Source organism: Vibrio sp. D431a, assembly GCF_030248655.1.
GTDB classification, from domain to species: domain Bacteria; phylum Pseudomonadota; class Gammaproteobacteria; order Enterobacterales; family Vibrionaceae; genus Vibrio; species Vibrio alginolyticus.
The window spans coordinates 273,405-299,000 of the sequence record NZ_JAHGAP010000001.1 but is presented as its reverse complement, the minus strand read 5'-3'; the positions used below and the strand labels follow the sequence as shown (position 1 = coordinate 299,000).

The following is a 25,596-nucleotide window of genomic DNA, read 5'->3' as shown; positions in this document are numbered from 1 at the left end:
GCTAATATACATGAAGTTTATTTTTAAAGGGCATCAAAATGCATAAAACAAAAATCAAGTCATTAGCATTCAGCGTAGACCCATCAATAATTGTAGAGCAGGCACGTTCCCTCGTACTATGTGGTCATTGGATAAAAGGCTATGAACTCCTTAAGAACTCTGTTATTGGCCTAGATTATGAGTACGCTGAAGCAATTCTCTCTGGCAACGGAACATTAATTGAGGAAAATGGAACAACAGCTTTCGAGTCAACTAGCGATGAAGAGTACAACGCAGTTGTATTTGAACAAGAGCAAATCTTTTCAAAATTTTATATCGAAAGTGGACAGTGTTATAAGCCTCTATGTCATATTGTTGGATTAAACCCTCAAGATGGAGAGTATGCCTATGGCATTTATGGTCATGAGCTACCCACAATCAACAAGCCAGATGAAGCCGTTCTTGATTCACGAATGGAGTTTTATGTGGACAAGCAATTCCATGACATTAGCAAGCCAGTAACTGGGGGGTTTGAAAACAAGTTTATCGGAGTATGGACAGTTCCTAGTTCTCATCAACTCCCACCATGGTTGGACAGAGAAAAGTTAAAGAAAGACTTCTTTAACTTAGTAGGAAACGGGAATACATTTTCTCGACTTATCACACTTGATGATATGAGAGAGACTCGTTCGTACTGGTTTGATCTTGTTTCATCTAAGAGTGGAGCTCCAACACGAGAGCAAAGTAGACCAAACACAAAAGAGCCAGAGAAGCCTGTTTTACCTGATTATGTAGAACTCGGTAAACAGGTTTGGGATGTGAACGGCTCTGAATATGTTACTATTTCCGGATTCAAAGTCGCATTAAAACCTCTATTGGCATGGGCATCAACTGTCACACAAAGAAAGGTTGCCGACGTGAATTGGAATCCATTGTCTCCACAGCATTGGAAAACCATTAATGACAACCCAACGCATACCGATTGGGTGTTAAGCGCTGGAATTGATCCTTCACTGTTCTACGAAAAGTACAGTGAACTAAACAAGGAAGCTTACAGTGTTGCAATGAATTGCTGTAAAACTAGCCAACACAAAGAGCAGTTTATTGAACTAACTCCTTTGGTTATTTACAGAGAAAGCGATCTTAATGGCATTATTCAGTTTATGAATTCACCAACAGAACAATTAGTGTCCGACATCGTAGTCATTCCTGACTGCTCTATCAAATGGCGAAAAATTGCAGAAGGAGTGGGCAAAAGAGGTGGAGTCGTAATCTCTTTCGCAGGCGGAGAGTTAAGTCACTTAGTAATGGAGTCCGATGATATTGGAGCGACAATCTACCTTGCCGATAAAAAACTATCTAATAGCGTTGAAAACTTCAGTAATGTTACGGTAGGGTTTGAGTCTCAAGGTCTTCATATTAATTAACGCGGTGCCTAACCACCTTTTTGTTTAAAACATCTTGATATTAGAATGAAAAAAATCATAAGAATAATTGAAAGCATTTTTCTGTCAAAAGATGCTATTGCTGTTGCGAAATCCTTTAATGACTCAAAGGTCGAAGGCGCACAGGTTACCGGAAGGGGCACCATTGTGTGCCCTGCCCAATCAATAATTAATTCTCCAGAATTTAAAGCGCTTAAATCAAATACTACAAAAGCGCTTAACCGAGGTATCAAATGTCAGCAATAGACAAACACAAATTCAAAGTAATTACTAAGTATTGTGAATCACCAGAAAGAGGTGTTGAGATTAGCATCGGCTGGTTTGCAAAGGACTCTAACGCATCTTCTCGTACAACTAGCTTTGTTTCCTTTGAAAAACCAACAATCACAAGGCCACTTACTGAAGTTTACTGCATGGATGAGCTCAACGGAGATCCGGATGAACCGACTTACGATGAAGTTTGCAATCTAGCAATTCACAGTGCTTGCTGGGAACACAACTTGATAGCATTGGCATACAATTGCGGCGGATTAGAACAACTTGAAGAGTCAATATGCGAAATGTTTGAGCACACCGCAGAACTAGCCGCTAGCGGAAAGCTTCACGAAATGCACCGTTACAACATTTATGATAAAAACGAGTCTATTCTCGATTAACATCCACCAGCGTCAAAAGAAACGAAAGCGCCTTGCTAATGTAACGCGCTTTTTTTAGAGGACAAAATGTCGACTAACGAGAATTTAAAAGACTACAAGATTCTATTGGCAGAACAACAGAGCCTTTATCGAAAACAAGCAACACACCTCCGCGAAATCGAGAAAATAACATCCATTGATGCAGCTGTTGACTTCATTGAGGAGTGGATTCCTACTCAAGAATTTAAGACTGGAGTTATGGAAGGCATGACGGCATCAGTAATGCTAACATGCGCCATCTTAGGGCAAGCAATCAATCCTGATTCTAATGGGCAAATTAGCATGTTGGAAAGCGATCTTGGCTGGAGTATTTACCATGAACTGAAAAAGAAAGGAATTTGGTAAATGTTGAACCTCTAGACCTTGGATAGGCTAGAGGTTTTATTTGGCTTGAATCTAATTTGGTCGATTTAATTCACGAAGATCTAAACCAAAAGCAAAGTCTGTTTTGAAAATAATTGCTGCCATCTTAGCCTTCCAATCACTACTCTCCTTAACGCTTTGCAGTTTAAGACCTTCTCCCCTTGCAAACCTGTTCAATTCTTCTTCTGAGTAATCTTCTATATTGATGTGCTTTACAAGTGATTTGAAGCCGAGGCGACAATCTTTATTGTTTACATCCACCTTAAAAAGAAAGCTAGAGTCTTCTCCCATTACTGGAAGGTAGCGTTGAAAACCTTTCTTCTCAGTTAGAGTAAAGTTGTACTCAGATGTATCGATATAAACGTTTAGCGGTAAAGGGATCATATCAAGCCTAATTTGTAGTGTTTTAGCTATAGTGCCACATTTGTATTTCTAGTCAAGAAATAGATCCCATTACGACTGCTTAGTCTTTATTATCTAGCTTCTAACTCTTCAATTTCCTTCTTTAGAGCCCTTTTACGAGCTTCCGCCATCAAGTCAGGACGCTCTTTAGCAATATCAAGAAGAGAGTCTCTCAACGCCCCATCACTAACATTCATGTTGCGAACATCAAAGAAGCCAATGTCACCAACGCCACGTACAATGCGGTGCACATGATAAAGAGGATCGAACCCTTCCTTACCTGTGTGAGGGTGTGGTACATCCCCACGAGATGATTGATACTCTGCATTGCAAATATCTCGAACCTCATTGCCATCTTCATCCGTTTCAATCACAAACTCAAAAGGTTTCCCATGTGGTACAGAAAATCGGTTAGACAGAATACGATGATAGTCTAGATCGTACTTTTCACAGATTGTCTTTAGAGCACTTTCCGATTTAATCAGTTCACCGTTATAGATGTTGTAAAAATCTTCTTCATCTTCGCTTCCTTCCTGCTTTGAATAAAAGAAAGTTTCTTCCATATCGTCATGTAAGTCAGGAGTAAACTCGACGCCATAAATTGCAAAGCCCACTTCAACGAAGGACTCTGTAATCCCCTTTAGGTCTAACTCATTAAATGGCTTTAACAGTTCCGGATTACTTTTGCCATACGACTCAGTAACAACCTTGTTTGCTTTTCTATAATTCATGTCATTACAAAGGAAAAAGAATGCATTCCCTTTGCCTGTGACATTCTTCCAAATCTGCTTACCTATCTCATACTCATGAGTCCCCTCTTCCACATTGCTCTTTAGAGTGGATAAGAATTCACTTTCCCTTTTGTTTGCGTATTCAATACAGTTAATCATTATTACTTTCCTGTTTCTGTTTTAGACGGTTATTGTATGGGACGGCAAACTCTTCAAAGAAATCGTTTTTTTGGCTTTTATTCGCGCATAGCTTTAAGCCCACTTCCAAAAGCCCCCGCTCAACACTTTGGTAACCAGAGAATTGATGCTCATTAAAGAGATTGGCAACTCCATAAATGCATTCATAACCGCTCATTACTCTGTACATATTTTCCGTAAGAGAGAGCTTGTACTCGGCTGCATAACCTTGCCAGTTTGCAACCCAAGTGACTATAAATTTTTCAGAACTATGGTAATCCCTACATCTGTGTTGGAATTGAGCTTCTACATCGCCAACTCTCAGAATTTCTTTGATTTTTTCTAAAGCCGCCTTTCTGTTTGATGTTACGACATTAGCTTTGACTTTATCCATCAGAATGTTCTTCACTAAGATTGTGGCATTATTACCTCGGTTGTGGATAATACGTGGCCATCTTTTTACTATCAAGGGCTTTATGCTACTAAGTTAGCATGTTGCTTTAATTAAATGCCTACAAATAAAACCCCAAACTACGCTCACGCTGCATCTCTTGCTGGCTTATTTCATGACTTCGGGAAGGGCAATCAACTATTTCAAAAGAAACTAAAAATCGGGAAAGGCTCGGAGCCATACCGTCACGAATGGCTATCCGCACAGATGTTTTTGAATCTTGTTGATGGAAAAACTGACACCGAATGGTTAAGTGATTTATCCTCGGAATCTTTTACGGAATTAGATAGAAAAGTAACTTCCATTGGACAAAATGAGGGGCTGGATTTCTCCAAAGCTAGCAAGGCTCCACTTGCAAAACTTGTCTCTTGGCTAATTCTCTCACACCACCATTTACCCAAAGACAACCTTCACCGAAACAACGATATATCGAATGCCGAAAACTGGCTGTCATCTAAACTAGATTCAAGCTGGAACTCTCTTAATCACACCAAAGATTGCTTCGGTGAACGCGAGTACAAAGAAAACCTTCGTTTTAAACATGGTTCTCCGTTTATGAGCCCAACTTGGAGACAAGAAGCAAAAAAAGTCTCCAAACAATGCTTAATCGATCTTAAGTTACTTGATAATAAGAGCGTTCTTAACTCGTTTCATGTTCACATGGCTCGCCTAACACTGATGCTAGCCGATCACGCTTACTCAAGCTCTGAGGCGAACTCATCAACCCATTCCGCCGAGTACAATGTATACGCTAACACCGATTCACAAGGATGCCTAAAGCAACATTTGGATGAACATTGCATTGGAGTTTCACGTAACTCAATAGATGCAGCCCAGCAAATAGCTGAATTAAGCAGTACGGCCAAAAAACTGAAGCTGAGATCGATAATTCCCAAAGCAGATACGCCTAAGCATTTTTTATGGCAAGACAATGCTTACAACTTAGCATGTGATATGTCTAAAAAAGCCAATGAATTTGGATTTTTTGGCGTAAATATTGCATCTACGGGAACTGGAAAGACATACGCCAACGCACAGATCATGCAAGGTTTATCAATATCATCTAATGGCGCTCGATACAGCGTGGCATTAGGACTTCGCTCACTAACAATTCAAACGAGCGATAACTTGAAGGAATCCCTTTCGCTAAAAGATGATGAAATTGCAACGATTATCGGAGGTTTATTACCTGAATCAAACCAATCAATAGAGACTGGTAGTGAGTCTTCATCACCTTTGATTGCAGACTCTAGCGTGATCTACCAGACCTCCCACGTAGAAGAGATATCTGGCCTACTACATAATGACCCTAAAATAACAAAGCTGATAAAAGCCCCTATAACGGTCAGCACAGTAGACCAACTCATTGGTGCATCTGAAGGGATCTCGGGTGGTAAACAAATCGCACCTCTCCTTAGATTGCTAAATAGTGATCTAATACTTGATGAGGTTGACGACTACTCACTTGAAGATACACCCGCATTATCAAGATTGGTCTACTTTGCAGGGCTAATGGGCTCAAAGGTTCTAATCTCATCAGCCACAATCCCACCTTCAATCGTAGCGAGTTTATTCCTTTGCTATTATCAAGGAAGAAAAGCCTTCAACGAATACAACGGTCTGCCTGCCGGAGCAATCCAAACTGGATTCTTTGATGAATTCTCAACAAAGTGGATAGGCGCAACCGACATGGAGAGCGTAAAGTCAGCATTCCAGAGTTTTGCCGAAACTAAGAGCGCAAATATCACCTCCATCAAATCCACGTCAAAGTTAGGCTCTTGGCTTGATACTTCGTCTTTGAAGGAGCCAAAACACTTATTCGAGCACCTTGCAGAACTCATTCACAACAAAGCATGTGAACTATCTAAAGAGCATAAGACTATATGTAGCACTGGTGTATACGCATCTAAAACTGTTTCCGCTGGCATTGTGAGGATTGCGAATATTCAACCTTTAACAGAAATTGCAGAACAGTTACTGCTAATTCCATCGCCAGACAACACTAGAATTCACTACTGCTTCTATCACAGTCAGCACCCTCTCTTTGTTCGTTCAGAAATCGAAAAGAACCTCGATTCGCTATTAAAGAGAAGCAAAACCTCACCTGAAGAAGTATTTACAAATGAGATTGTGGAAACAGCTCTTACCACCACCCCAGAAAAACACCATGTGTTCATCGTTGTTGCAAGCCCTGTTGCTGAAGTCGGTCGCGATCATGATTACGACTGGGCAATCATTGAACCAAGTTCCTCTCGCTCAATTATTCAAACTTCTGGTCGCGTGCAAAGACACAGAGAAATACCTGTTAATACAGCAAATATATTTGTTTTAGATCGAAACATTAAAGCTATTAAAGGGGAAGAAATTGCCTATTCAAGACCCGGATTCGAATCAGAAAAGTCTTTTAGACTGACCAAAAATGGTGGACATGCTAAATGCCTAGTTCTACAAGACAAATGCCTAAGTAATAGCCCTTACAATCACTCATGGTTAAAAAGGTTAGACGCATCTGTGCGTAACATTGAACCTCCCAAAAAGTCACTCATCAGAAATGGCAAAGCAGCCGGAATCGTAGAACTTGAACATCTAGCGACAAACCTATCTGTCCGAGACTATGTAACCCCATGGGCTACAACCCCTTGTTCGACGATGTTTGGAGAGCTTCAAATGATAAGCCCTTTCAGAAATGGTTCGAGACAAATCGAATTCTGCCTCCATCGAAAAGAGCCCAATGACTCGCTTGAGTTCTATCAAATAGATAAAGCGAATCGTCAACTAGTTAAGACGCCGTTGATTAAGCTATTGCATAAGGAAGCAGCACACAATTCAGTCTCTGTATGGGGTTACCCAACTGACGTAGGTCTCTGTATGAAACATCTCGAAAATAGGTTTGAGCTCACACCTGAAGACACTCATAGACATTTTGGAATGGTCTCACTACCCGAATACAATATCCATAAGGGATTTGTGTACAGCCCGTGGCTTGGGGTTAGGCTTGGAAAAAGTTGATTTCTAATCTTGATAATCGTTTGTAATAATGCCACAATCCGAGCCGATTAATGCCTAATTGGCTCAGATAAGAAACAGCAAGATAATGACTGCAACACTTACTAAAAGTATCAAAGATTTCATCGCCGAGCGCCATCTCCCAAAGCAAGAAAAGCTCAAGAAGGAACGCGAAGTCGCAATAAGTAAAGCCAATATCGATACCATTGACACCATCGAACAAGGTTTTACCGAGAAGTTACATTCATTACAAAGCGATTTTTTGCCACATAACTGGCTGGATAATGAACTAACCAAAATTTCTCAAATCAGAATTTGCACGCACACCTCTAGCTACCCAAACTCTTCTGCTAATGGTGCTAACATCGCGAACCCAAACTTTGAAATAGACGAACGCTATTTAGATACCGATTCAACACCCGACCTGCCTGTAGATATAGGCGGTAATGCGGCTGCCTTTTCTATCGGTAGGCTTCTGTTTTTGACAGATTCGAAGAAGAAAACTCTAAAAGAGTACATCCTAGATAACGATAGCTCGCCCCTAAGTGAACTCGCACAATCCAAAGATCAACTTGAGCACTGGATGAGTCTTCTTAAAGGTGCGTTTAACTATAATGACCTAAAAAGCCACCACTTGGCTCGACAGGTATATTTTCCAAATGATGATGGAAGCTACACCATACTTGCTCCACTCTACCCTTTGGCAATCGTACATAAGTTAAGCGAAACGATTAACCATTCTCGCTACAGCGAAGAAATGAAAGAGATCAGAAAAGCACGACGAGAAGGCAAGCATCACGACAAGGCACTTGTGAATTTTCATTCGCTCGGAGCTCTTAAGTTAGGTGGCTCAAAACCACAGAACGTTTCTTATTTGAATTCAAAACGTGGCGGGATTAACTATTTCCTACCATGCACCCCACCGCAAGTTGAGAGTTCGGACTCGCGTTCAATAAATGGCTCTATCTTTGAATCAAAACAAGTTAACTCTTCAGCATTTCCTTACGTTAAGGAGCTGACGAGGCTCTATGCCACCGCAAAGCGAAAAGGACAGGTAAACAAAGAGTTATCAAAGAAGATTCAAAAAGCAACAGACTCAATCGTTGATGCGGTTATATCTATCTCATTCGAATGGTCTTTTAAAATAAAAGAAGGTTTAGAGTTTGAAGGTATCCCGCCAAGCCAACTCGCTTGGATCAACGAAAGACATCGCAATGAATACTACGGGGATTGGGCTTCAGAAGTATCTCAAGATTTCTCGCTTTGGCTTCTTTCAAAAGTTAACAAACTCGCAGGAGACGCTTACACACTGGGCGAATCAGAAGCGTACGGATGGAGCAAAGATATGAAGAATGCCCTAAGGAGATTAAAGTAATGACAAATGATTTCGTCATACTTAAAAACATAAGCGTACAAGCAGCAAACTGCATCTCCGGAATTTGTTACGGCTTTCCTTCAGTGACAGCATTTCTTGGTTTTGCACACGCAATTTCTCGTAAGCTCGAACCTACAGAGGGAATTTCACTTACCGATGTGGGCATCTTGTGTCACAAACACAAAGTGATAGCACATCGAAAAAGTTATTTTGATCATTATCGTTTTTCTCAAAAACGCACCCCTCCAACAAGTAAAGGAGAGCCTTCTCCTGTTAATGAGGAAGGAATGATGAATCTAACGGTGTCTCTTGTAGTTCGAGCCACAGGACTCGACAAGACAGATCAAATTAACTGTGAGCGCCAATGTGAGGAGATTAAAAATCTAGCGCAGACAATGACGCTTGCTGGTGGCAATGTCGTAAAGATTGATGATTGTTATTCAATATCAACAAATTGCCATAAGGAACTGCTTAGACCCTTATTGCCTTTTGCGTGCTTGATAGAGAAATCTGATCTTTTGATAGAAAAAACATCAAAAGGCATGTCAAAACTTGAAGCAATAATCGGAACAACAACAACAGAATACAAGGCTGAAACCTCGTTAATACCAAGCACCCAAGTGTCTGCCGATGCCCGAATCAATTGGCTTCAAACAAACAAAAGCGATGGCTACATTGTTCCAATCCAAGTTGGATTTAAAGCGCTGACGCGAATCTTTGAAGGTGGTGAGATCGAAAATTCAAGAGACGAATTCACGCCGCTCACTTTCGTTGAACCAATTCACACATTAGGTGAATGGCTACGTACACCAAGTCGACTTGATTCTATTGACGAACTGATGTGGCACTATTACTCAAATCACCCTTTTTATTTATGCCAAACACACAAATTTAACTCGGCAGACGAAGAATTAGACTTTTAGGAAATCAACATGTCAAAAATTACTCGACCTTCGAACCTATCTTTCCGCTCAAAGATGTCACCTTCTGATGCCATTATGTCATCGTGCAAATGGTCTGAAATCAAAGAGCCGAAAACACACTTGCCGCTCATCATCAAAGAGAAGTCTGTTCGAGGAACAATTTCGAACGAAATCAAAGGTGCAAAAGCGGATAACCTTGACGCGGAAGTCTGCAAAGCAAACTTGCAAACAGTTGATGCAACATCACTACCATTCTCCCACGACACTCTAAAACTTGAATTCACATTAAAGTTTCTAGGAGGCATCACTGAACCTTCAGCTTGCAACAACCAAGACTTCTTGATTGCATTAAAGTCAAAAGTTGAAACTTACAAGAAAGAGTATGGATTTTCTGAACTTGCAAAACGTTACGCAATTAACGTTGCCAATGGTCGATTCCTATGGAACAACCGAATTGGCGCAGATTCAATAATCATCAATGTCAGCACTCAAGGCAAAGACTTTACATTTGATGCTCACAAACATTCACTGGAAGTCTTCGAATCTAGTGACAAAGACCTGCTAAGCTTTTCTAAGCTTGTTGAAAAAGCATTTACACAAGAAGAGCATCTTCTGATAGATGTGACTGCTTTCGTAAAACTGGGCAAAGGTCAGCCAGTCTTCCCATCGCAAGAGTTGTTACTCGACAAAGACAGTTCGAACAACTCAAAAGTTCTTTATGAAATCGATGGTCAGGCCGCGATGCATTCTCAGAAAATAGGCAACGCTATCCGCTCCATTGATAACTGGTATGAAGATGGTTCAGCCCCAATAGCCGTCGAGGTATATGGGAGTGTGACTAACCAAGGTGTCGCAAATCGAAACCCTAAACAGAAGCAAGATTTCTACTCACTTCTAACGCGTTGGATCGTCAAAGGTGAAGAAATTACAGAAAACCAAAAACATTACTTCGTGGCAATGCTAATCCGAGGTGGAGTTTTTGGGGCGAGCAAGTGATGAACTACTTTATCGACATCAAGTTACTTGAAAACAAGAACCTTAACTTAGGCATATTAATGAGTAAGCTCTACTCTCAGTTGCACATTGCTTTAGTTAATACCAAAGAAAAGAGCGTCGCTATCAGTTTTCCTGAGCACACTTCCAATATTGGAAATACCCTAAGGCTTCACGGTAGCCTTGACGCACTTCAAGATCTAATGAGTACTGGGTGGACAGACGCATTCAAAGATTACATTAACTGCTCTCTACTAAAAGAAGTTCCAAAGCAAATTGCAGGCTACAGAACTGTTTTTAGAGTGACTCCTAAATCTCCAGCAGCTCTACGCCGTCGATCAGTGAAAAAAGGGTGGCTTACTGAAGAAGAGGCTCTTCAAAAGATTCCAGACTCAAAAAGGAAGGTGTTAGATTTGCCTTTTATAAACACAAGAAGTCATTCTAATGGTAACCCCATTAAGCTGTTTATTAAACACGGAGACATTGTTGACAAACCTTCAACAGGAGATGTTTCAACCTATGGATTAAGCAAATCCCAAACAATCCCTTGGTTTTAACCCATCTCATATGGAGTACGGGTAGACAATTGATTTGTTTAGTGATATTTATTTAACGAACAAAAAAGGTAATACGCTAAAATACGAGCGATATTACGTTAAATCAACCTATTAACGAGAAAAGCTAACAGTTCACTGCCGCGCAGGCAGCTTAAAGTATCAATATTTTTAATATCTTCTTTGTAGAGTTGTTCACTGCCGCGCAGGTAGCTTAAAGTTTGGCATCATTCAAAACTTCAAATGTGTCGCGGTTCACTGCCGAACAGGCAGCTTAAAATAGTCATGAGGCAAAGGTATTTTAAAAGGTTAGATTCACTGCCGCGCAGGCAGCTTAAAGTGTCCAACGTACACAAAATGGCTGAGTTCAAAGGTTCACTGCCGCGCAGGCAGCTTAAATTAAAAGGTCACAGACCCACGCACAAACAATGTCGTTCACTGCCGCGCAGGCAGCTTGCAATCATAAACGAAGTCAGGGCTTCTGTAGCTTGAGGTCACTGCCGCGCAGGTAGCTTAAATTAAGAGCAAGATAAAGCGTTCGAGCAGTTAGAAGTTCACTGCCACACAGGCAGCTTAAATTGAAAATCTAGCGAGAAGCGGAAGCCAGTACTGTTCACTGCCGCGCAGGCAGCTTAAAGTAACATCGGTGCTACGGAAAAACGAGTGATTGGCGTTCACTGCCGCGCAGGCAGCTTAAATTAATAGACTCCATCATCATTTGACCAAAACCGCGTTCACTGCCGCACAGGCAGCTTAAATTGTTCAAAGGCTTTAGATTTAAGTATGAAACCAGTTCACTGCCGCGCAGGCAGCTTAAATTTCTAACGTGTCTTGGTGACGACCATCTTCTGAGTTCACTGCCGAACAGGCAGATAAAAATTACAACGCCTTCAACACAGAGAAATTTATGAAATCATCATCTTCATTATCAATGCTATTTTTGTCAGCGTTAGCAATCGCAGCAACCTTTGTTTGCACAGTCATGCCATTTACCAACCTTGTGGATATTGCATTTGCATTAGTGCTTTTCCTGTGGGCACCGCTTGTAGGACTTATTGCCACAATTAAGCCAATTGATATAAACAACATTTCACCTGAAGGAACTTCCTATTTAAGGCTAACAATAACCACGTCTGTCGCTCCAGCATCTGTAATAAATTCGATTGTATTCGGATTGCTTGCTTACAAAGAATCCTATAGAGGCGGAATGCAGGATGAGGCCATGTTGTTACTCGTGCCAGCATTTGGAACCTTTTTCGTTGTTGGGATAACAGCAGTAGCAGCAGCTGTACTATCAACTTCACTTTGGTTCACTCGAAGAAACTCAATTTTAAAAAGTGAACGCATCAGGAATTTGAGTTTCTAGATGTGCCCAATAACAAAGATTTTAAAACCTATCCCCTTGGCAACCTATCGTTTGAGCGATATAGTTAACACCATGTTTGAGATGGATGTTAACAAGAAATGAAATTTAAAAGCTATACCTCTACATTGGACTTGGCAACTAAGGTCGCAAAGAAAGAAAAAATAAGTCTCCCTGAAATGCTACACCTGCAATTGAGTCATTTCGCAAGAAATTTAGGTTCTAACTCAATCCTGCACACTTTGAACTTTAGCATTATGGCTTGCGAGTACGATTTCCTTAAAAGCGACAAAAACATTGTCTTTATCGAAGATCAATACACCATCAACAAACTTATGAACCTAGAGTTCACAGCAAAGATTGCGACTATTGGCTACTTCCCATTTAAAACATTCACACTATCCCTACCGAATGTAGCTAAATCAGGCAATTTAGATCTGTTACCTTGCTTAATCTCGATCTGCACGCCTGACGAATATAAAACAAAAGTCATCCAGTTCATGAAAGAGGGGTTAGCTCTTCCCGACTCCAAGATTGAATCAATTTTAGATACGTCGTCAGACCCAGCTTACGAAAATGAACAGTTCATCCGAATGATAATTCCAACAAGAAGTGAAAATGGGATAGCACATACGTTTTCTGGATTCCCTGTATCAAAGCTACCTACAATCCTCAACACCCCAATCAAACACTTTGACAGAACGCTCTATAATGAGATTTTCGGACTTTCCTCATCCGATGCTTATGAGCTAGATAAAGATGACATCTTGCTCCAATTAACAATGTTAAGGCTTATCGCCGCAATGTTTATTTACAACAAAGTAACCGACAACAAGTATTTCAGAACTGGGGTGCCAAAAGGATGTTTATCCCCTAAACACATGGGACTTTTGAAAGAGCTTGGGAACGCTAGTAATAAGTATGTATTCAGCCGCCCTCAAGACAAATCAGACAGTCATAAAGTAAGTACCCACGTAAGAAGTGAACACATACGACAATTTACATCAGAGCGTTATTACAAAGGTGAGTTTTCAAGCATTCCAATTGGAGAACGTTTCGTTCTGGTAAAAGAAACCCTAGTTGGTGAAGGTCAGCCATACACTCAAGGCTCTGATAAAAGCTAAACATCCAAACCTGAACATACACTTAAGGGAGCCACAGCGGCTCCCTTAAACATTATGCCAATTCCAAGTTCGATAGATGGAAATTAGTACCGCACTTCATGAAGAACCTCAAAAAGTTGGAGTATGAACATTCTCAAATCGTGAGTATTGACCTTTAAACGCAACTCGACAGCTACCAATTGGGCCATTACGTTGCTTACCAATAATAATCTCTGCTAGACCTTTATGTTCAGAGTCTGGATGATAAACTTCATCGCGGTACAAAAACATAATCAAGTCAGCATCTTGTTCAATAGAGCCAGATTCACGCAAATCTGAGTTCACAGGACGCTTGTCGGCACGCTGCTCAAGTGAACGGTTCAACTGAGATAGCGCCACAACGGGGATATTAAGTTCTTTTGCCAAAGCCTTTAAGGAGCGTGATATCTCAGCAATTTCAAGTGTACGATTATCGGATAGAGCTGGCACACGCATAAGCTGGAGATAATCCACCATAATCATAGATAGTCCACCGTGTTCACGAGCAAGACGGCGAGCACGCGACCTTACCTCGGTGGGCGTCAGACCTGAGCTATCATCTATGTATAAATTCTTCTTATTCATGATTTTACCCATAGCAGCTGATACACGAGCCCAATCCCCATCCTCAAGCTGACCTGTTCTAATTTTAGTCTGATCGACACGAGCTTGAGATGCTAGCATACGCATCATTAACTGCTCAGCAGGCATTTCCAAAGAGAAAATTAGAACAGGTTTATCAGTAGATTTAGAGTCATCAAAAGCTACATTTTCACACATATTCACCGCAAAGGTAGTTTTACCCATAGAAGGTCGAGCAGCAACAATAATAAGATCTGAACCCTGTAGCCCAGCTGTTTTTTGGTTGAGTTCGTCAAATCCCGTATCAAGACCAGTCACACCATCTTGTGGAGTTTGATATAACTCTTCAATTCGACCTAAGGTCGCTTCCAAGATATCCTCTACTGGGCGTGGGGACTCATCTTTATTTGTTCGACCTTCTGCAATCGCAAAAACTTTGCTTTCAGCCAAATCAATAAGATCTTGTGAATTACGCCCTTCAGGATTGTACCCCGCATCTGCAATCTCGTTTGCCACACCAATTAGATTACGCACGACAGAACGCTCTCGGACAATCTCAGCATACGCATTGATATTTGCAGCGCTAGGCGTGTTTTTCGCTAGATCTGTTAGATAAGCAAACCCTCCGCAATCTTCCAGCTGATCCTTGCTGTCAAGAGTCTCCGAAAGCGTAATCATGTCCAATGGGTTGTTACTTTCAAAAATCTCTTTACAAGCTGCAAAAATACATCGATGTGAGCGGGAGTAAAAGTCTTCCTTACAGACTTTATCTGAAACTTCATCCCACTTTTCGTTATCGAGCATTAAGCCACCTATAACTGACTGCTCAGCCTCAAACGAATAAGGGGGCTGCTTAATCGCCTCTACTTGAGGATCTTGGGTGCGCGGTAATTGCATCTATGTAACTCACTTTAAGTATTTTTTCATTGTTGGCGATTTTTATATAGCCAATCATTTAGGTGTGGCACAATACCTAAAGTCACTCTGTTATTCAATACAAATCACCCTAAACACTGTTTATATGGTCAGCATTCAACCATAGCAATGATGCCACAAATAAATTGAAGGAGCTTTGCCTTTATGCAACAATGAAAATTAGTCGAGTCATTAGCTACGGAATTAATAATGTTCAAACTTCAGCTCGTTGGGGAACTAATAAAGTACCAAGGGACAATATGCAACAGCTTTCTCACAGAAGGGGTTGAAACCTCAGAGACGCTTGGTGAGATTTTTTTTGACGATGCAGTAAACAATGTAATTTCAAAGTGGGAACTGCATAAGGATAATGAAGTTTCAATTGCTATAGGCTACGAAGAGTATTCACCTGATTTACGTGCCTCACACAGCTCTACAATCAAAGAGTTTACAATAAGGCATCCAACAAATTCACTCTCTAAGTTTGTTGACACCCTGACGTCCCATGCTGAGGAAATAATTTTCGGATCGCTAGATCACGCTGGAAGTGTCAAAGATATGCCAACTGAGCATTGGTTTGAAAGTGAAAGGTATCCGCTGCCTAAATCGATAAATTATCAATGCATACTAGATTCGGTTCCTGCGAAATATGCCAATAAGCAATGCCCAAGGATTGCACTAGAAATCTGGCGACAAGAACTTGTCTATGCTTGTACTTTTCTATTTGAACTCATTGAGCTTTCAAGCAATTTGAAAATCTCAACCCCAAGCGTAAGAGAGTCAATTCTAGATCGACTACATTCGTCGCTGTTAACGTCTGTAGCACTTGATGAAGTTCCACTGGAGATAGCAGCTTGATTTTGCTTCAAAGATATCAAGGATCTGGTCGCATCGGGAAAGAAGAAATGGCTGTTCTAAATCACGCTATCTACGACAGCATTCCTTATCAATACATAGAAGAGAAAGATTTAAGCAATCCTCCAGAACACGACTTATTTGTTGGAAGTGTAGAAGGAGTACGTATGGTTCTTGAATCAAAAGGGTTAACACTACCAAACCCTAACTACTACCCTTCTCAACTAAGTGAATTTCTTCATCGTAAAGTTTGGGAAGGAACTGCAACAACAGTTTTGCAAGAAATCGCTCAAGGTAATAGGGTTTTTGCAAAACCTCGTCACAAGTGGAAATCATTCACTGGTCAGTTGTTCACTCAGAATGAAGGGTACACACTAATCAGCAGCCTAGACCCGAAAGAGCCGCTTTGGCTATCAGAAGAAGTAGATATAAGAAGTGAATTCAGAGCGTACGTAACCGAAGGAAAGCTGACCTCAATATGTCAGTATACTGGGGACTATGATGACGATGAAATCCTTGATACGGCTTCAGTCCTCAATGCAACCTCAATCCTTAAGCAGAGCGGATACCAGACTGACACATACGCTTTTGACTGGGCAATTACTAAAGAAAGGAAAACAATCTTTCTTGAAATGAACGACGCATTTGGGATAGGCCGATATAAAGGCATCAGCGATGCTCAATACTACAAGTTTCTGCTCGCTAGATGGCAAACTCTCAATAAGATCTAAGAAAAAAGGCTCTTTCATTGAAGAGCCTTTAATATTTGAAGTCAATAAATGGTTTACTCGCAGGGAACTGGAATGCAACTCTAACATCATCTCTAGCGTCGATATCCCCTATGCGAATGCTACCGAATGAATTGTGCTTCAGCATTAGATTACCGCAAGAGATTAAGATCAGCGGAAGCCACTTTACTATCAATATCGTATAACCAAACACATCAAACAGCTCCATCTCCCCCTCCTATAGCCGCAAACCTAAACGTAAGCCTTGCGCACGAGTCCAAGTAACAGTGACTCGAACACGCAATAACAAAACAACGAACAAAACAGTTCCTAAACCGCCTCCGCGATCTAGTACCAGAGTTAATAAATCTAAAACAGTCATCTGCCATCTCCAAATTGGTATCAGGCAAAATGCCCGACATTAAACTTTATATTTCAATTGTTTACCCGAGTTATTCTTAATCATGGTTCAACCTTATATGGTTAAGCGTTATGAGCATTATAGTGATACAAATGCACAAGTCAATAGTTTTTGAAAACATTAAATAGCAGCTATAAAAAAACCTTGGTATGCGATAGTGCCGAACCAAGGTTCTATAATTCTTGATGCGAAATGAGGCTTAAACTACTGGCAGAAAAAGCTGCCCCCAACTAGAGACTGGATTGTTAACCCAGTTATATGGAGTATTCTTAACGCTAACGCCTGAGTATGTGTGTACAGAAAATAACTTAAACATTTTGACTCCTTGCTTTGTTTTCAATTATTTTGCCATTATGCCACATAAATTTCAAATAATGATACTTAAATCACAGTTTTCAATTCTGTTAGGCCACTTTTTCATCATTATAGTTAATCGTACCTCCATCATATGCCGTTTTGTTTAAGCCGCTACTGTAGATCTTTTTAACATTTTCAACTCTCAGGTTTACGGCCTTTATTTGAGATTTAGGAACCGTAATTGCTCCGCTATCTAAAATGCGTTGAATAGCACCAATGAATGAAGTTTCTTTAGACAACCAATCCTCAAGAACCTCTTTGGATAAGATAGATTTACACAGGTCAATGTCAGCATCCCATCCGCCATCGTTAATATGACAATCGTCTAGCTCCAAATTTTCAGCTACCTGAACATCTCCTAAAAAGATTTTCCCTTGAATGTCTAAATTTTTCGAAAAAGGTTTGTCCAAAACGTACCCTTTTGGAATATCAACCCTCTCTCCATCTAGAACAATTCTTTTATAAGCCTTTAGTGCAGCGTGAGGCTCTAACTGCATTCCTCTCATCCCCCACTGCAAATCAATAAAGAGGATATCTTCGGGTCTAAAAATCTCAAAAGTTGGCTTATCAAGCACTTTACCGCCAGTGTTTATGTAAGTCCCTTCTTTTAATTGCTTCGCAACTAAAGCAGCTCTCTCTAATTCCCGCTGCTGAATCGTCAAACCAATCTCTAAAATCTTAAGCAAGTAACTCCCACACAATCCATTGGGGTTATATTTTACAAATAACTTGCCTTTATCCATCGTGGTTTGAATATAGTTTCTAAGATTAGCATTCCTGTCGTTTTCAAGCATAAACCTACGAAACTCCGCAAGAGGAGATACATGTGGGTTTGTTTTAACCAGAGACTCGTCAATCATCGGCGCATTGGAAGCGAAACACAACCAGCACCCGTCTCGCGAGCCGCTGCAAGAAGAACTGCCGCTCTGATCAAAGCTACACTCACCACCACTTAGGTCATTGTATAGTGAGATAGTGCCATCAAAACCATCCTTGATTGCTGGAAATTTAGCACCTGTCTCATTCTCAGCGAACAACAGGTAATCCCAAATATCATCTTTAGTAAAATCATAAACTGGATAAATGGTGTCATATTTTACGGCACCCGAAGGAGGCACAATGCTGTAGCCGTTTGCCTTAAATCTATCTAGAGACTCTGCGCGAGACTGACTTTCATCATGTCTGGAACCCACGATCTGTAGCATTCTAAGACCCATATCTTTAATCACAGACTCCCACTTTCGCAAACAACGAGTTGCAGGGTCAATTTTCCAAATAACCGCACATTTGTGATCTCGCGAAGTTTCGGTTGAAAAATTTCGGTACACACCAGTAACTACCTTCCCTGCCCAACGATTTCCTACAGTCGGCATAGGCTTCTCAATCTTCAGCGTAAATCCATTTTCTTCAGCAAATTGGACACAGGCTGCAAACTCATCCCCAAGATAGCTTTGTTTTACAGGTTGCTCACTTAATGTATTTACAGATACGATAATAAAAGGCACTTTTTTAAGCCGAGGCATCTCATCACAAGCCATCTTCCAAGCTACCAAGGCCATACTTTGGGAGACAGAACTATCCTTCCCTCCAGAGTACATCATACACGGCACGCGAACCCCGCTTAAGAAGTGCCCCCGCATTCTCTGAATAGCAGCCAAAGTCTTCTCAGGAGCACCTTTAGGCTTGTTAATTGCTTTTAGTGTCTTTTCAAAAATACTCATACCCGTACCTGTGTAGTTGTTTTGACGACGGGCAACCAACCCGTCGAAGAATTGTCTTTAGGTTATTTTACTTGGCGCAAGAAGCGATCCATGTTCAAGCCCCACCCTTTTACAAACTTATCAAACTCAGAGATACCCTCTAAGGACTTAGTCTTTGCCATGCACACCAACATGATGTTCAATGCATTAAGGGCAATATTTGCCGTCTCAACTGGGTTTAACAACGCGACAGAATTAGCATTCTGTTTTGAAATTGTATAAAGAGGTTCCCACACTTCTTTGTACATTAGATGATTTCGATTCACGCCGATATGCACTTGATTATCCATAAAACGGAAGTCTAAGAAATCGTTATGGATTGAATCGATAACCTCAATCACATAAGGCTTACCCAATTTCTTCTCTGCAAAACCCTCTAAGTCATCCACGCCGATTTCTTTCGCTAATTCCATCAATGCGTCACGTTGTGTTGCTCGTTCTTGCTCTGTCAACACACCATTCTCATGCTCTGCATGAAGCATAATAGAGTTAGCCTTCTGGACAATCTTTTCAACTTCATCGAAGTCAATTGACTCACCACCGTGCCATTGAGTTTGAATTGCCGAAGCCAGTACAGGGAGGATGTTCTGCATGTGCTCACGAATTTCTTTTCTTACAATATCGAATGGCTCTACACCGCGTTTTACATGGCGGACACCGAAAAATTCATCAAAGACAGGAGTGAATTTAACCTCAACACCAATAAATCGGTCAGCAGGTAATACCGCTCGCCCAAAAATCTTAGGTACATGTGTGTAGGAAATCTCACGTCCGTTACGAACAAAGCTAATTCTCCCTTTATTATCAGGTACTCGTAGTGCTTTAGCCAAACGGTCACCACCCATACCTGCTTTTCGCAAAACCTCTTTCGGGTACAACACGACGCTTAAAGTTGCTACCTCATCACCAAGACGACAGATCTCAATATCCTTGAGGTAAGAAGTAGCTGGATAATGATTTAAAAATTTAGACTCGGGGTTGTAGTACGTCGTTAGGATACGATCCTGTTGCGACCCTTGAAGTTGCATAATAGGGTCGAAAAACTCAACCTTGTTGCCATTTACCTCAATCTCAACACCATTGTAAATGAAGTATCGAAAAATTCGACCTACCTCGGAAATAAGATTTTCACTTATTTGAATATCACTATCAGGGCGCTTACCTGCTTGCAATTTATCGACTTTACACCAAACAACAAGCGTTCGAGTATCTTCATTTACGATGTTGTTATACTTTTCAGGAAGGGTTTCGACAACAACAGGTCTGTGTACACCAATCTCTCCTGAACGCCCGTCCTGCTCAAGCTCCATAGCCAATTCAAGATCAAACTCCACTTTTCGGAACGAGTCTTCACCTTTTTCGCGTGAGTAAACTACAAACTTCTTACAGTACGTAAGCGCACCTAGTTTTGCGCCCATTCCAAACTTACCAATACCGCTTACAGAACCATAACGAGTAGAGCGACCAATCACAGGGTATCCATGAAGCACAGACTCACTCATCCCAGAACCGTTATCTGAAGTCGCAATCTCCTCAATTAGGCCATCTGAACCTTTGTAAAAATAACATGCGATTTTAGATGCACCTGCCTCAATGGAGTTATCTACCAACTCGCCAACTGAAGCTGGAAAACTAAACCCGCTTTGACGCCAAGATGTCAGAGCATGAGCTTGTTGGATAATTGGAAGGACTTCTGCATTAGTATCTAGAGATTGTGAGAACATATTAATTATACCTGTGTAGTGTGTTTCTTTAACCGAGGTACATAGTACCACTTAGCAACCACCAGTCAAGTGTTTTTAAAAACACAAAAAACCTTCCACTCACTTCGCTCATGTGGCATTATTACAGAAACGGAGGAATCTATGTGCACTAACGAAATTCGATTTGGCGATAAGGTTATCAAAATATCTATCGTCATCCCTAAGGTGATGGGACTTGGTGAAATGCCTTACCATATAACCGTTAAGCGAGATGTAACTGTCAGTAAGTCAACTAAGAAGAAATTCACGGTTGATTCAGTTGAGTACTCACAACTACCAGAAATTGGATTCCAAAAGTGCCTAATGAACAACCAGCGCTCTGCTTTTATTCTTGATGAGGCGGATCTTCCGAAGGCTTTGGATTTAGCCAAATCTATAATTAAAGAAAACCTTGAAGCTTCAAAAGCATCTCTCGAAAGTCAGCTAGAGTTAATTCATTCAGACCTAAGCGCCTTTGACTCAAGACTCATCATTAAAGATCAATGTAAATGATAGATTTAGCGTTACTGCAAGATGCAGATTGCCTTTGTTCGGTTGCTGAAGATATAACAAAAGACGGAGATAAGGTCTTAGAGCCATTTAGAGAAGAAGCACTAAGACGTGACCTTAACGAAAAGCTCGGCAACATCGGACTTACGATAGATCAATGCCTGAACGTTAAGAGTTTTGTTTCTGCGTGTCGCCATAATCTAGAGACTTTAAAGGCAGAGTTACTCAAACAAAGGTTAGAATCATTTGATTTCAACAGCCTCCTTATTAAGGCAAGCAACAAAAAACAGAAAGAGCCTTATACACGTCTAGGGCAAGCTCTAATTATTGAGTTACCGATTGATATTCAAGCATTCATGCCACCAAACGTCTCTTCAACTGTTTTCCATATGAGCTGCGACGACAAAGCTGTCCAGCTGCTATCAAAAACTCTAAAACAATCGTAAAACCAGTTATGCCTAACATTCATTTGAACAAACACATCTACTTACCGAATGAGCTAGATGTAATCAAAACACTTAAGCTTGAAATAAAGCTTAATCCATCACAAAGTGGAACTCTTGAAGCAGACTTACAAGGGCTGTGCCTAAGCGCTGTAAAAGGTGAAGACAGCCTAATGACTTTCAGTAATGTGAACGCAGACTACATTCTTGAGATATCTCAGATACTATTGGAGATTGATGAAAAGTCTAACCACTCAAAAGCAGTATGTTACTTTAATACTGACATTCAAGATGTTCGAGATGAGTACTGCTACGATCACAACTTTAATCTTCCTATAGATGAAGTGTTCAAGGAGAACTTCCAGTCTGCATCTCTAAAGTTTGTAATGCACTTTGAAGACTCTGACCAAGAAATATTAGAAAGAATTGAATCAATTACGCTGTGTTCGACAGATCCAAATATGCCCAAGGTGCATCAAGTGACTCAAGGGAACTGGTAATCATGAGCTCTGGCCGTGGCATAATTATTTTTGATTTTGATGATACATGGAGCTTAGACAGACGAACTTTTGTGTCTGTTCGCAATACATTCACTAAAGCTGGTTTCTCTTGTGTACTGTGTACATCACGCAGCGAAAGCGACCCTACAAATGTCCAAATCTACCAAGATTGGGCTAAGGAAGATGTGGTCTTCACTGAAGGTGAGCAAAAATTGCCTTATCTGGAGCGTGTAGGTTTTCCAGTAGATGAAATCGCTTTTTTTATCGATGACACTCCAAACTCAATTCCTGAGATTTCGAGCATAGGTAAGGTTTTTGTCGATTAACTGTTGTTTGTACCAAAGCACCGCTCTATGTGGTGCTTTGCTTTCCAATTTGAATCTAATATCGTTCTTTAATTGAAAACCTCTTAAAGAAATCGAACAAGTCCACTTTGGCAAGATCTTTAAACTCTCCTGCGTCATAAAAGCGTCCTTTACAAGTTGGACAGCTTTCATACCAAATGTGAGGCTGCTTTGGATCGACCATTCGCAGCAAATTGTTGTTCGGACAAATTGGACAAGAAATTCGGTCTACATTGTTTAGCGTTTTGCCTACGCCTTCGCACCCAATATCAATAGCGTCTGCAATTGGTTTTAGGTCTTCGATTTCATGATAGTCTAACCACAGACCTTTACAACCGGAACAACGCTCCAGATCGCCTAAAGGTGTTTGTACTTGCTCAAATGCTGCATAGCACTTTGGACATTTCATCATTAACTCTTTCTTAATTGAAATTAATTTCAGGCATTCAAAACCTGAAAAACGATTTGTCCATTATACAGAACTAATGATGTGCAGGCTCGCACCACCTACAAAAGCAGGTGGTGTGCGAGTCTAAATGCTCAATTCGCAATAGCTAATAGTTAACAATACTAATTTCATTGCTTTCTTTGATTTCAAGTCTTTCGCGAGCTTCTCTATTTATGTCACTTTTAATCTTTGAAAGAGTAAAACTGTCACCACTTATTCTTGCAGACAAAACTGCAATCTTAAGGGCAATAACATTGAGAGTTCTGGATACTTTAAACTTTAGATAGCAAAGGCAAAGTTTGAAAACACCCAAGCTTATCTGATTCTCAAAGCCTAAATACCCACCCGAAAGTGTGTAGCATAGACAATGCAAAAAGACGAAGATTGCGTAGCCTTTGTTAATTGAGTTCTTCTTGTTTGTTTCTAAGTTTTCATATTTATGTTTCCTCATATTTGAGCTCCTATTTAAGTGAATATCTTGGCACATTCATGACAAGATGTTAAAAATTCTACAGGAGAATTCGTAAAAATCAACAGAGTTAGTTATATTTTGTGATACGAATCACACTTAAAACTTGACATGCAAGGTTTTTTGGTCTAGTTATTTTTCAGTTTTTAAAAGAAAAACAATCTGGCACTTCAGTGTCATCATCAATTTTGAGGGATGCGTTTGCGTTCTTGTAGCACAAAAAAAGGCTTATTAACCTAGAGGTCAATAAGCCTTTTTTGCTCTTTGATTTTCTCATACCGAGTGAGATAAGAGACCAAAGTGGATTTAAGCGCGTACCATGTTGGTCTTGGTGTGAACTATATCAATACCTATCAAATGTTCAAGCATTTTTGTGGCATTATGGCTGCGAATTTATATAAAAAACGCTTGATAGTTAACGGTACACGCTTACAATTGAAGTCTATAAAAAATTAGAGTTACCCAATGAATAAGAATATCCATTCACACCTTGTCGTCGCCCACCATCCGTTTCTTTATTTATCAACAAATGACCTTAAGATCGAAAAGGTTCAGTTGATTGATTTTGACTTCAACAAATATTGTAAAGTAATGCTTTCAAATGGATGCATCAAAGAAGTGAAAGCTGGCTATTTATTCAAGACAGAAGAGCGAGCAAAGAGATACAACAACTTTGAAATGCGAAATGCACGTTGCATTAATCCATTCAAAGAGGTGCTTCCTCGAAAAGTTTATGCAGCATGGAAGAAGAACGAGGTATCTGAAAGAACAAAGAACACGGATTACCGCATCTATACGAACAACGCTAGTTTCAGTCAGCCTTTGTTTCGCACCTCGACCCTAAAAAAAGCTATCCGTCTATTTTCGATTGCCTCAAATTTCGGTGAGCGTCCAAATACCTACCTGACATCCCTTAGAGATAGCGGCCTTTGTTTTATTGATACTGATGGACACTTCACTACATTTACCTCCTACCCAAGAAGGTTTGGTGACTCTATTCGAATTAAGTCATCACACATTGGTAGAGCACGTGGACTTCGTGAACTCCGTAAAGCCAATAAGCGTGATCGCAAACGCTCTTGGTAAGGTATTTGCTGTTTTGTTTGCTTACTAGAGTGTTAGACTATCGAAATATCGATATACCTTGAGTAACCTCAAATGCGAAACGAACAAGCACTAATAGACTTTATCAATACAAAACACAGAGCCCTTGTGCCTTGGTTAATTAGTTCAGTTGAAGCTTTAAGGAATATTAATTTCCCTGACCTGTTTGATGCAGGATTGTGGCTCACTCCGGATAGCCACATCATAGTCACCTACATAACAAAATCAGACAAGCTTGAGCATTGTGTTTTTCAAATGTCAGCAAATGGTACTTCAGCCAGAGATGTAACAACATTTACTGGCAAGTACAGTGAGCATTTAAGCATCGATGAGTTAAACGAAGAATTATTTAATGTCCAAGCAAATATCGTCTCAGGAAGACGATAGGCTCAACATCAACGCAAAGAATAGAGATTACCTTGAAAATCGTAGATAAGAAGAGAATTAAGCGGAATGTGCCGCTTGAGAGACTTGCAAGCCTTGGCATAGACACTACGACAATACCCAGCCACCTAAAAGACAGCCTTTATGAAGTCTGCAATCACACAGGTTTGTCACTAACAATGCACATTGGCTTCCTCCTTGATGAAGATAATTTAGAAGAAATTCGAGAACTCAATGAGCATATCCCAGCAACAAGATTGATAACATCAAAGCCTGAGTTATTTAAGCTTCGAGAAGAGACTGGAGATAAGCATGTAGGCTTCACTCATCTCAATCATGGGTTTGGTGATGAAGTCTTTTTTGTCCTCTACTCGCTCCCAGCTCAATTTGCATGGAAAATACTCAAAGACTCACCATAAAAAACAATCTGCCAAA

30 protein-coding genes and 1 CRISPR repeat array are annotated in these 25,596 nt (G+C 40.5%); of the genes, 20 read left to right on the top strand and 10 right to left on the bottom strand.

Translation table 11 applies throughout. The annotated features are described in order from the left end of the window. The first annotated feature begins 38 nt into the window (after window positions 1–38). From KJB35_RS01625 to KJB35_RS01610, 4 genes are all read left to right on the top strand, one after another. Window positions 39–1,406 (top strand): hypothetical protein, encoded by a 1,368-nt coding sequence (locus KJB35_RS01625; protein WP_285469118.1) that lies wholly within the window; start codon window positions 39–41, stop codon window positions 1,404–1,406. A 45-nt stretch (window positions 1,407–1,451) separates the two neighbouring features. Continuing rightward, entirely contained in the window at window positions 1,452–1,670 is a 219-nt protein-coding gene (locus KJB35_RS01620; RefSeq protein ID WP_285469117.1) for a hypothetical protein, read from the top strand. After that, window positions 1,658–2,080 carry a hypothetical protein gene (locus KJB35_RS01615; RefSeq protein WP_285469116.1) on the top strand — a complete coding sequence of 141 codons (423 nt, stop codon included), beginning with the start codon at window positions 1,658–1,660 and terminating at the stop codon, window positions 2,078–2,080. The genes KJB35_RS01620 and KJB35_RS01615 overlap by 13 nt, the downstream gene beginning before the upstream one ends. Window positions 2,081–2,146: 66 nt before the next feature. Next, complete coding sequence (locus tag KJB35_RS01610; RefSeq protein ID WP_285469115.1) at window positions 2,147–2,464, top strand: hypothetical protein; 318 nt, start codon at window positions 2,147–2,149, stop codon at window positions 2,462–2,464. A gap of 51 nt (window positions 2,465–2,515) precedes the next feature. Here KJB35_RS01610 and KJB35_RS01605 read toward each other — a convergent pair whose 3' ends face one another. The 3 genes from KJB35_RS01605 to KJB35_RS01595 form a co-directional block, all read right to left on the bottom strand. Beyond that, entirely contained in the window at window positions 2,516–2,866 is a 351-nt protein-coding gene (locus KJB35_RS01605; protein WP_285469114.1) for a hypothetical protein, read from the bottom strand. Window positions 2,867–2,955: 89 nt separating this feature from the next. After that, window positions 2,956–3,774, bottom strand: a complete 819-nt coding sequence (locus KJB35_RS01600; protein ID WP_285469113.1) for a hypothetical protein — start codon at window positions 3,772–3,774, stop codon at window positions 2,956–2,958. Beyond that, complete coding sequence (locus KJB35_RS01595; protein ID WP_285469112.1) at window positions 3,767–4,186, bottom strand: hypothetical protein; 420 nt, start codon at window positions 4,184–4,186, stop codon at window positions 3,767–3,769. The genes KJB35_RS01600 and KJB35_RS01595 overlap by 8 nt, the downstream gene beginning before the upstream one ends. A gap of 114 nt (window positions 4,187–4,300) precedes the next feature. Between KJB35_RS01595 and cas3f the strand changes: the two genes are divergently transcribed. The 7 genes from cas3f (at window position 4,301) to KJB35_RS01560 (ending at window position 13,581) form a co-directional block, all read left to right on the top strand. Beyond that, window positions 4,301–7,252, top strand: a complete 2,952-nt coding sequence (cas3f, locus tag KJB35_RS01590) for a type I-F CRISPR-associated helicase Cas3f (RefSeq protein WP_285469111.1) — start codon at window positions 4,301–4,303, stop codon at window positions 7,250–7,252. An 85-nt stretch (window positions 7,253–7,337) separates the two neighbouring features. Beyond that, window positions 7,338–8,624, top strand: a complete 1,287-nt coding sequence (gene csy1, locus KJB35_RS01585; RefSeq protein ID WP_285469110.1) for a type I-F CRISPR-associated protein Csy1 — start codon at window positions 7,338–7,340, stop codon at window positions 8,622–8,624. After that, window positions 8,624–9,547: a type I-F CRISPR-associated protein Csy2 gene (gene csy2, locus KJB35_RS01580; RefSeq protein ID WP_285469109.1), complete on the top strand. Its 924-nt coding sequence runs from the start codon at window positions 8,624–8,626 to the stop codon at window positions 9,545–9,547. The genes csy1 and csy2 overlap by 1 nt, the downstream gene beginning before the upstream one ends. Before the next feature lie 9 nt (window positions 9,548–9,556). Then, entirely contained in the window at window positions 9,557–10,543 is a 987-nt protein-coding gene (csy3, locus tag KJB35_RS01575; RefSeq protein ID WP_285469108.1) for a type I-F CRISPR-associated protein Csy3, read from the top strand. Further along, window positions 10,543–11,097: a type I-F CRISPR-associated endoribonuclease Cas6/Csy4 gene (cas6f, locus tag KJB35_RS01570; protein ID WP_285469107.1), complete on the top strand. Its 555-nt coding sequence runs from the start codon at window positions 10,543–10,545 to the stop codon at window positions 11,095–11,097. Before csy3 ends, cas6f begins: the two co-directional genes overlap by 1 nt. Window positions 11,098–11,227: 130 nt before the next feature. Beyond that, window positions 11,228–11,972: direct repeats of the CRISPR family, unit length 26 nt; unit sequence GTTCACTGCCGCGCAGGCAGCTTAAA. Between the two features lie 29 nt (window positions 11,973–12,001). After that, on the top strand, window positions 12,002–12,460 hold the full coding sequence (locus KJB35_RS01565; RefSeq protein WP_285469106.1) for a hypothetical protein: 459 nt from the start codon (window positions 12,002–12,004) through the stop codon (window positions 12,458–12,460). 98 nt (window positions 12,461–12,558) lie between these two features. Beyond that, window positions 12,559–13,581 carry a hypothetical protein gene (locus tag KJB35_RS01560; protein WP_285469105.1) on the top strand — a complete coding sequence of 341 codons (1,023 nt, stop codon included), beginning with the start codon at window positions 12,559–12,561 and terminating at the stop codon, window positions 13,579–13,581. 108 nt (window positions 13,582–13,689) lie between these two features. On the opposite strand, the gene dnaB is transcribed toward KJB35_RS01560, so the two are convergent. Continuing rightward, window positions 13,690–15,078 carry a replicative DNA helicase gene (gene dnaB / locus KJB35_RS01555; RefSeq protein WP_285469104.1) on the bottom strand — a complete coding sequence of 463 codons (1,389 nt, stop codon included), beginning with the start codon at window positions 15,076–15,078 and terminating at the stop codon, window positions 13,690–13,692. A gap of 228 nt (window positions 15,079–15,306) precedes the next feature. Between dnaB and KJB35_RS01550 the strand changes: the two genes are divergently transcribed. Both KJB35_RS01550 and KJB35_RS01545 read left to right on the top strand, forming a co-directional pair. Continuing rightward, window positions 15,307–15,954, top strand: coding sequence for a hypothetical protein (locus KJB35_RS01550; RefSeq protein ID WP_285469103.1), 648 nt, complete (start codon window positions 15,307–15,309; stop codon window positions 15,952–15,954). 47 nt (window positions 15,955–16,001) lie between these two features. Further along, a complete protein-coding gene (locus KJB35_RS01545) occupies window positions 16,002–16,682 on the top strand; it encodes an ATP-grasp domain-containing protein (protein ID WP_285469102.1) in 681 nt (226 codons plus the stop codon). A 28-nt stretch (window positions 16,683–16,710) separates the two neighbouring features. Here KJB35_RS01545 and KJB35_RS01540 read toward each other — a convergent pair whose 3' ends face one another. From KJB35_RS01540 to KJB35_RS01525, 4 genes are all read right to left on the bottom strand, one after another. Further along, window positions 16,711–16,908 (bottom strand): hypothetical protein, encoded by a 198-nt coding sequence (locus KJB35_RS01540; RefSeq protein ID WP_285469101.1) that lies wholly within the window; start codon window positions 16,906–16,908, stop codon window positions 16,711–16,713. Between the two features lie 9 nt (window positions 16,909–16,917). Further along, window positions 16,918–17,061: a hypothetical protein gene (locus KJB35_RS01535; RefSeq protein WP_285469100.1), complete on the bottom strand. Its 144-nt coding sequence runs from the start codon at window positions 17,059–17,061 to the stop codon at window positions 16,918–16,920. Between the two features lie 443 nt (window positions 17,062–17,504). Continuing rightward, window positions 17,505–19,178 (bottom strand): phosphoadenosine phosphosulfate reductase family protein, encoded by a 1,674-nt coding sequence (locus KJB35_RS01530; protein ID WP_285469099.1) that lies wholly within the window; start codon window positions 19,176–19,178, stop codon window positions 17,505–17,507. A gap of 62 nt (window positions 19,179–19,240) precedes the next feature. Next, window positions 19,241–20,941 (bottom strand): ATP-binding protein, encoded by a 1,701-nt coding sequence (locus KJB35_RS01525; RefSeq protein WP_285469098.1) that lies wholly within the window; start codon window positions 20,939–20,941, stop codon window positions 19,241–19,243. A 141-nt stretch (window positions 20,942–21,082) separates the two neighbouring features. On the opposite strand from KJB35_RS01525, the gene KJB35_RS01520 reads away from it, so the two are divergent. From KJB35_RS01520 to KJB35_RS01505, 4 genes are read left to right on the top strand one after another with little or no spacing between them, the layout of a single operon-like run. Then, the gene (locus tag KJB35_RS01520; protein ID WP_285469097.1) at window positions 21,083–21,472 is read left to right on the top strand and encodes a hypothetical protein; all 390 of its coding nucleotides are present in this window, start codon (window positions 21,083–21,085) and stop codon (window positions 21,470–21,472) included. Then, window positions 21,469–21,915 carry a hypothetical protein gene (locus KJB35_RS01515; RefSeq protein ID WP_285469096.1) on the top strand — a complete coding sequence of 149 codons (447 nt, stop codon included), beginning with the start codon at window positions 21,469–21,471 and terminating at the stop codon, window positions 21,913–21,915. The genes KJB35_RS01520 and KJB35_RS01515 overlap by 4 nt, the downstream gene beginning before the upstream one ends. A gap of 8 nt (window positions 21,916–21,923) precedes the next feature. Beyond that, on the top strand, window positions 21,924–22,412 hold the full coding sequence (locus KJB35_RS01510) for a hypothetical protein (RefSeq protein WP_285469095.1): 489 nt from the start codon (window positions 21,924–21,926) through the stop codon (window positions 22,410–22,412). A 2-nt stretch (window positions 22,413–22,414) separates the two neighbouring features. Then, window positions 22,415–22,738, top strand: a complete 324-nt coding sequence (locus KJB35_RS01505) for a hypothetical protein (RefSeq protein ID WP_285469094.1) — start codon at window positions 22,415–22,417, stop codon at window positions 22,736–22,738. 55 nt (window positions 22,739–22,793) lie between these two features. Here KJB35_RS01505 and KJB35_RS01500 read toward each other — a convergent pair whose 3' ends face one another. Both KJB35_RS01500 and KJB35_RS01495 read right to left on the bottom strand, forming a co-directional pair. Further along, window positions 22,794–23,165 (bottom strand): zf-TFIIB domain-containing protein, encoded by a 372-nt coding sequence (locus KJB35_RS01500; protein WP_306309399.1) that lies wholly within the window; start codon window positions 23,163–23,165, stop codon window positions 22,794–22,796. 145 nt (window positions 23,166–23,310) lie between these two features. After that, on the bottom strand, window positions 23,311–23,655 hold the full coding sequence (locus tag KJB35_RS01495) for a hypothetical protein (RefSeq protein ID WP_285469092.1): 345 nt from the start codon (window positions 23,653–23,655) through the stop codon (window positions 23,311–23,313). Between the two features lie 483 nt (window positions 23,656–24,138). On the opposite strand from KJB35_RS01495, the gene KJB35_RS01490 reads away from it, so the two are divergent. The 3 genes from KJB35_RS01490 to KJB35_RS01480 all read left to right on the top strand — a co-directional run bounded on the left by KJB35_RS01490 (window position 24,139) and on the right by KJB35_RS01480 (window position 25,580). Further along, the gene (locus tag KJB35_RS01490; protein WP_285469091.1) at window positions 24,139–24,759 is read left to right on the top strand and encodes a hypothetical protein; all 621 of its coding nucleotides are present in this window, start codon (window positions 24,139–24,141) and stop codon (window positions 24,757–24,759) included. 72 nt (window positions 24,760–24,831) lie between these two features. Continuing rightward, window positions 24,832–25,164, top strand: a complete 333-nt coding sequence (locus KJB35_RS01485; RefSeq protein WP_285469090.1) for a hypothetical protein — start codon at window positions 24,832–24,834, stop codon at window positions 25,162–25,164. 32 nt (window positions 25,165–25,196) lie between these two features. Further along, window positions 25,197–25,580, top strand: coding sequence for a hypothetical protein (locus KJB35_RS01480; protein WP_285469089.1), 384 nt, complete (start codon window positions 25,197–25,199; stop codon window positions 25,578–25,580). Window positions 25,581–25,596: the final 16 nt, after the last annotated feature.

What these genes read in the sequence shown, in the direction of transcription:
- KJB35_RS01595 (WP_285469112.1), bottom strand. Translation starts at nt 4,186, where the DNA reads ATGGATAAAGTCAAAGCTAATGTCGTAACATCAAACAGAAAGGCGGCT.
- KJB35_RS01545 (WP_285469102.1), top strand. Translation starts at nt 16,002, where the DNA reads ATGGCTGTTCTAAATCACGCTATCTACGACAGCATTCCTTATCAATAC.
- KJB35_RS01485 (WP_285469090.1), top strand. Translation starts at nt 24,832, where the DNA reads ATGCGAAACGAACAAGCACTAATAGACTTTATCAATACAAAACACAGA.
- KJB35_RS01520 (WP_285469097.1), top strand. Translation starts at nt 21,083, where the DNA reads ATGTGCACTAACGAAATTCGATTTGGCGATAAGGTTATCAAAATATCT.
- cas6f (WP_285469107.1), top strand. Translation starts at nt 10,543, where the DNA reads ATGAACTACTTTATCGACATCAAGTTACTTGAAAACAAGAACCTTAAC.
- csy2 (WP_285469109.1), top strand. Translation starts at nt 8,624, where the DNA reads ATGACAAATGATTTCGTCATACTTAAAAACATAAGCGTACAAGCAGCA.
- KJB35_RS01515 (WP_285469096.1), top strand. Translation starts at nt 21,469, where the DNA reads ATGATAGATTTAGCGTTACTGCAAGATGCAGATTGCCTTTGTTCGGTT.
- KJB35_RS01565 (WP_285469106.1), top strand. Translation starts at nt 12,002, where the DNA reads ATGAAATCATCATCTTCATTATCAATGCTATTTTTGTCAGCGTTAGCA.
- KJB35_RS01510 (WP_285469095.1), top strand. Translation starts at nt 21,924, where the DNA reads ATGCCTAACATTCATTTGAACAAACACATCTACTTACCGAATGAGCTA.
- cas3f (WP_285469111.1), top strand. Translation starts at nt 4,301, where the DNA reads ATGCCTACAAATAAAACCCCAAACTACGCTCACGCTGCATCTCTTGCT.
- dnaB (WP_285469104.1), bottom strand. Translation starts at nt 15,078, where the DNA reads ATGCAATTACCGCGCACCCAAGATCCTCAAGTAGAGGCGATTAAGCAG.
- KJB35_RS01600 (WP_285469113.1), bottom strand. Translation starts at nt 3,774, where the DNA reads ATGATTAACTGTATTGAATACGCAAACAAAAGGGAAAGTGAATTCTTA.
- KJB35_RS01535 (WP_285469100.1), bottom strand. Translation starts at nt 17,061, where the DNA reads ATGACTGTTTTAGATTTATTAACTCTGGTACTAGATCGCGGAGGCGGT.
- KJB35_RS01490 (WP_285469091.1), top strand. Translation starts at nt 24,139, where the DNA reads ATGAATAAGAATATCCATTCACACCTTGTCGTCGCCCACCATCCGTTT.
- KJB35_RS01505 (WP_285469094.1), top strand. Translation starts at nt 22,415, where the DNA reads ATGAGCTCTGGCCGTGGCATAATTATTTTTGATTTTGATGATACATGG.
- KJB35_RS01525 (WP_285469098.1), bottom strand. Translation starts at nt 20,941, where the DNA reads ATGTTCTCACAATCTCTAGATACTAATGCAGAAGTCCTTCCAATTATC.
- KJB35_RS01550 (WP_285469103.1), top strand. Translation starts at nt 15,307, where the DNA reads ATGTTCAAACTTCAGCTCGTTGGGGAACTAATAAAGTACCAAGGGACA.
- KJB35_RS01495 (WP_285469092.1), bottom strand. Translation starts at nt 23,655, where the DNA reads ATGAGGAAACATAAATATGAAAACTTAGAAACAAACAAGAAGAACTCA.
- KJB35_RS01560 (WP_285469105.1), top strand. Translation starts at nt 12,559, where the DNA reads ATGAAATTTAAAAGCTATACCTCTACATTGGACTTGGCAACTAAGGTC.
- KJB35_RS01610 (WP_285469115.1), top strand. Translation starts at nt 2,147, where the DNA reads ATGTCGACTAACGAGAATTTAAAAGACTACAAGATTCTATTGGCAGAA.
- csy3 (WP_285469108.1), top strand. Translation starts at nt 9,557, where the DNA reads ATGTCAAAAATTACTCGACCTTCGAACCTATCTTTCCGCTCAAAGATG.
- KJB35_RS01540 (WP_285469101.1), bottom strand. Translation starts at nt 16,908, where the DNA reads ATGGAGCTGTTTGATGTGTTTGGTTATACGATATTGATAGTAAAGTGG.
- KJB35_RS01605 (WP_285469114.1), bottom strand. Translation starts at nt 2,866, where the DNA reads ATGATCCCTTTACCGCTAAACGTTTATATCGATACATCTGAGTACAAC.
- KJB35_RS01625 (WP_285469118.1), top strand. Translation starts at nt 39, where the DNA reads ATGCATAAAACAAAAATCAAGTCATTAGCATTCAGCGTAGACCCATCA.
- KJB35_RS01500 (WP_306309399.1), bottom strand. Translation starts at nt 23,165, where the DNA reads ATGAAATGTCCAAAGTGCTATGCAGCATTTGAGCAAGTACAAACACCT.
- csy1 (WP_285469110.1), top strand. Translation starts at nt 7,338, where the DNA reads ATGACTGCAACACTTACTAAAAGTATCAAAGATTTCATCGCCGAGCGC.
- KJB35_RS01530 (WP_285469099.1), bottom strand. Translation starts at nt 19,178, where the DNA reads ATGAGTATTTTTGAAAAGACACTAAAAGCAATTAACAAGCCTAAAGGT.
- KJB35_RS01620 (WP_285469117.1), top strand. Translation starts at nt 1,452, where the DNA reads ATGAAAAAAATCATAAGAATAATTGAAAGCATTTTTCTGTCAAAAGAT.
- KJB35_RS01615 (WP_285469116.1), top strand. Translation starts at nt 1,658, where the DNA reads ATGTCAGCAATAGACAAACACAAATTCAAAGTAATTACTAAGTATTGT.